Here is a 3,206-nt window from a genome sequence, read left to right as displayed (position 1 = left end):
GTATACGGAACCGTACGTACGGTGGTGTGAGAGGACGATGATTAAATTAATTAATTATCTCCTACTCGATTCTATTTAAGTAAAAAAGTCATATGATTATTGTAAGGACATATAGGAGGGGGACATATAATGTTAAATGCCTTATTACCTTATATCGGGTGGATTGTGCTAGCAGCTGTAGCTATCATTATTTTATTGATGTTGTGGAAAAAGGCACCACAGGATAAAGCGATTGTTGTCACTGGATTAAAGCGTCGTGTGATTAGTGGGAGTGGAGGAATTGTCATTCCTTATCTTGAACAAACGTCACGTATTTCTTTAGAAAATATTAAGGTAGAGGTTAAAACACATGAATCATTAGATAGTAATGGGGTTCCAATTGATACAGATGGGGTCGCTATTATTAAAGTCAATTCGGATCCTAAAAGTGTTTTATTAGCCGTAGAGCAGTTTAACACGGGTCGTGAAAAAGAAACGATTAATGTCATTAAAGAAACGGTACAAGATGTATTAGAGGGAAAACTACGTGAAATTGTCTCTAAAATGACGATTGAGGAAATTTATAAAGATCGCGAAATGTTTGCAAATGAAGTGGAGAATGTTGCCAAGGCTGATCTCGATAAGATGGGGCTTGAGATTAAAACATTTACAATCCGTGACATTGATGATACCAAAGGATATTTAACAGCATTAGGAGCAAAACAAATTGCTGAAGTGAAGAAAAATGCAGCGATTGCTGAAGCAGAGGCTGAACGAGATCGTATGCAAAAAACATCAGAAGCAAAACGACTAGGGACTGAGGCACAATTAAAAGCTGAAACTGAGATTGCATTAGCAAAAAAAGAAAAAGAATTACGTGTCCAAGCTTATAAAGAAGAGGAGCAAAAAGCCCAAGCGAAAGCTGATTATGCTTATGAAGTGGAACAAAATATTGTGAAAAAGAGCGTCATTGAAGCATTAAAAAATACACAGTTATTTGAAGAGCAACGTCAAACGGAAATCGCGATGCAACAAGCAATCAAACAAGAAAAAGAACTTGAAGCAACTGTTAAAAAAGTTGCAGAGGCTCAAAAATATAAAGAACAACAAGAAGCGGATGCACAACGTTATGCTATCATCAAAAATGCAGAAGCGGAGGCAGAATCAATTCGAATTAAAGGTGCTGCTGAAGCAGAAGCGACTCGTGTAAAAGGTCAGGCACTTGCGGAAGCGATGAAAGCAGAGGCAGAGGCCATGCGTGAAAAAGCTGAAGCTTATAAACAATATGGAGAAGCAGCAATTGTACAGATGATTGTTGAGAAGTTACCTGATATTGCAAAAAATATCGCAGATCCATTATCGCAAACTGAGAAGATGGTCATCATTGATAATGGTGGGGGGCACGGAGCAGCCAAAGTGACTCAAAATGTAACTAAGATGATCTCAGAAGTTCCAGAGGTGGTAGAATCTTTAACAGGAATTAATTTAATTGATTTAATTTCTTCTTTACAAAAACCATCGACTAATGAAGATCAGATTGAAGAAAATAATCTGAACTAAAAGGAGCTAATATAGCTCCCTTTTTATGATGCAATGTCGATAGAACGATATCAAACGATATTTTTATCGAAATTCGCTCTGAATTATTGGATAATTTGAACGATTTAAACAGAATTGTGATATACTAAAATTATATAAAATATATATGGGATAGGGTTATTAATTCATGGAGCGTATGAAGTTGAAGAAAAAAATGATTAAATTTGGATCTCTTTTGGGATTGTTTATTATTACAATTGGAATAAGTCTAAGTAAGAACATGACGATTTTTGGACAAAGTCGTCAAGATTCAGTCGGAAAACAATTATACTCACAATCGTTCTATCAAACGAATGAGGTAGCAACTGTAGCACACTTAGATCAACTGGCTAAAGAAAAGCTTTTAGAAGAAGAACGTTTAGCCGAGGAAAAACGACAAGAGGAACGACTAGCACAACAACAGGCTAAGTTAGACTTGGAAAGTTCGTTTTATGAAAATGTTATAACAGTCTCAAATGGAGATTCAAAACTCGTATTAGTGAATAAAAATTATGCATTAGATTCAAGTTATGCTCCAAGTGACTTAGTGCTCCCAAATGTTTTGGCACTTGGGCATGAACAAAATAAAACTATTTATTTACGTGAAGAAGCATCACAACATCTTGAACAATTATTCAGTGCAGCAGAACAAGAAGCGGGATTAATCTTTTTAGCACGAAGTGGCTATCGTTCATACGAAACACAAGTTTCATTATATCAACGATATGTTGATCAAAATGGGCAAGAAGCTGCGGATCGTTTTAGTGCAAGAGCAGGTCATAGCGAGCATCAAACAGGTTTAGCGATTGATGTGACAGCTGATAGTGTCAATGGACAATTAACAACGGAATTTGGTAAAACAGCTGAGGGAATTTGGCTAAAAGACAATGCACATCGATTTGGCTATATTATTCGCTATTTAGAAGGGCGAGAATCTGAAACTGGATATCAGTATGAACCTTGGCATATTCGTTATGTTGGTGTTGAAGCTGCAACGGAAATTTATGAAAATAATTGGATTTTAGAACAATACTTAAATAAATAAAAGAGCTATTTTTTCATAGCTCTTTTATTTATGATTATTTAACTTCTGTATTACCCATTACTTTTGATGTATTATCTAGCTTAAGACTATCTTTAGCTTGTTGTGTTTTGAAGTAGATATTTCCATCAACTAATTCAAAGTTATTATATTCCACGTAAACATATCCTTTGAATGTTTCACCTTTGATGCGAGAGCCATCTTGTTTGAATGTAGCTTTAGTTAGGAGGCGTTAAAGTGTAAGAAGTAGTTTTAACATGATTTTCATCTTGGTTATATAAAGCCAGTAGACGTGGAACCACTTCATCACCTTTTTTAAATGCACCTTCAAAGACTAATTCACGATCAGTTTTTAAATCTTTAGTAATGATAACAATCCAGCTTTCTTTTACTACTTTATCAAGAGACTGATTAGTCATATTAGTATTTTTATGACTACAAGTACTAACTAAAGCTATTAATGTCAAAAGTGTTAGAATAGTTATTTTCTTTTTCATAACATAACTTTCCTATCATAAAGATGTTTACTTTATTAATTTAAACGTTAGTTATGAATTTATGAAGAATAAATGGCTCTTTGTCAACTAGTGTGGGTGAAGAAATTTTA

General features: G+C 34.6%; 3 protein-coding genes. 2 read left to right on the top strand and 1 reads right to left on the bottom strand.

Going from position 1 to position 3,206, the window contains the following annotated elements; translation table 11 throughout:
• Positions 1-129: 129 nt before the first annotated feature.
• Together NEH74_RS05825 and NEH74_RS05820 are read left to right on the top strand one after the other, a co-directional pair.
• Entirely contained in the window at positions 130-1,539 is a 1,410-nt protein-coding gene (locus NEH74_RS05825; RefSeq protein ID WP_055241898.1) for a flotillin family protein, read from the top strand.
• A gap of 166 nt (positions 1,540-1,705) precedes the next feature.
• The gene (locus NEH74_RS05820; RefSeq protein ID WP_055304863.1) at positions 1,706-2,602 is read left to right on the top strand and encodes a D-alanyl-D-alanine carboxypeptidase family protein; all 897 of its coding nucleotides are present in this window, start codon (positions 1,706-1,708) and stop codon (positions 2,600-2,602) included.
• A 215-nt stretch (positions 2,603-2,817) separates the two neighbouring features.
• Here the strand turns inward: NEH74_RS05820 and NEH74_RS05815 are convergent, their stop codons facing one another.
• The gene (locus NEH74_RS05815; protein WP_237252631.1) at positions 2,818-3,096 is read right to left on the bottom strand and encodes a hypothetical protein; all 279 of its coding nucleotides are present in this window, start codon (positions 3,094-3,096) and stop codon (positions 2,818-2,820) included.
• Positions 3,097-3,206 lie beyond the last annotated feature (110 nt).

Source organism: Turicibacter sp. GALT-G1 (assembly GCF_025594995.1).
In the GTDB taxonomy this organism is placed as follows: domain Bacteria; phylum Bacillota_I; class Bacilli_A; order MOL361; family Turicibacteraceae; genus Turicibacter; species Turicibacter bilis.
Note: the sequence above shows the minus strand (reverse complement) of the source record. Positions and strands in the feature narration are given on the sequence as shown.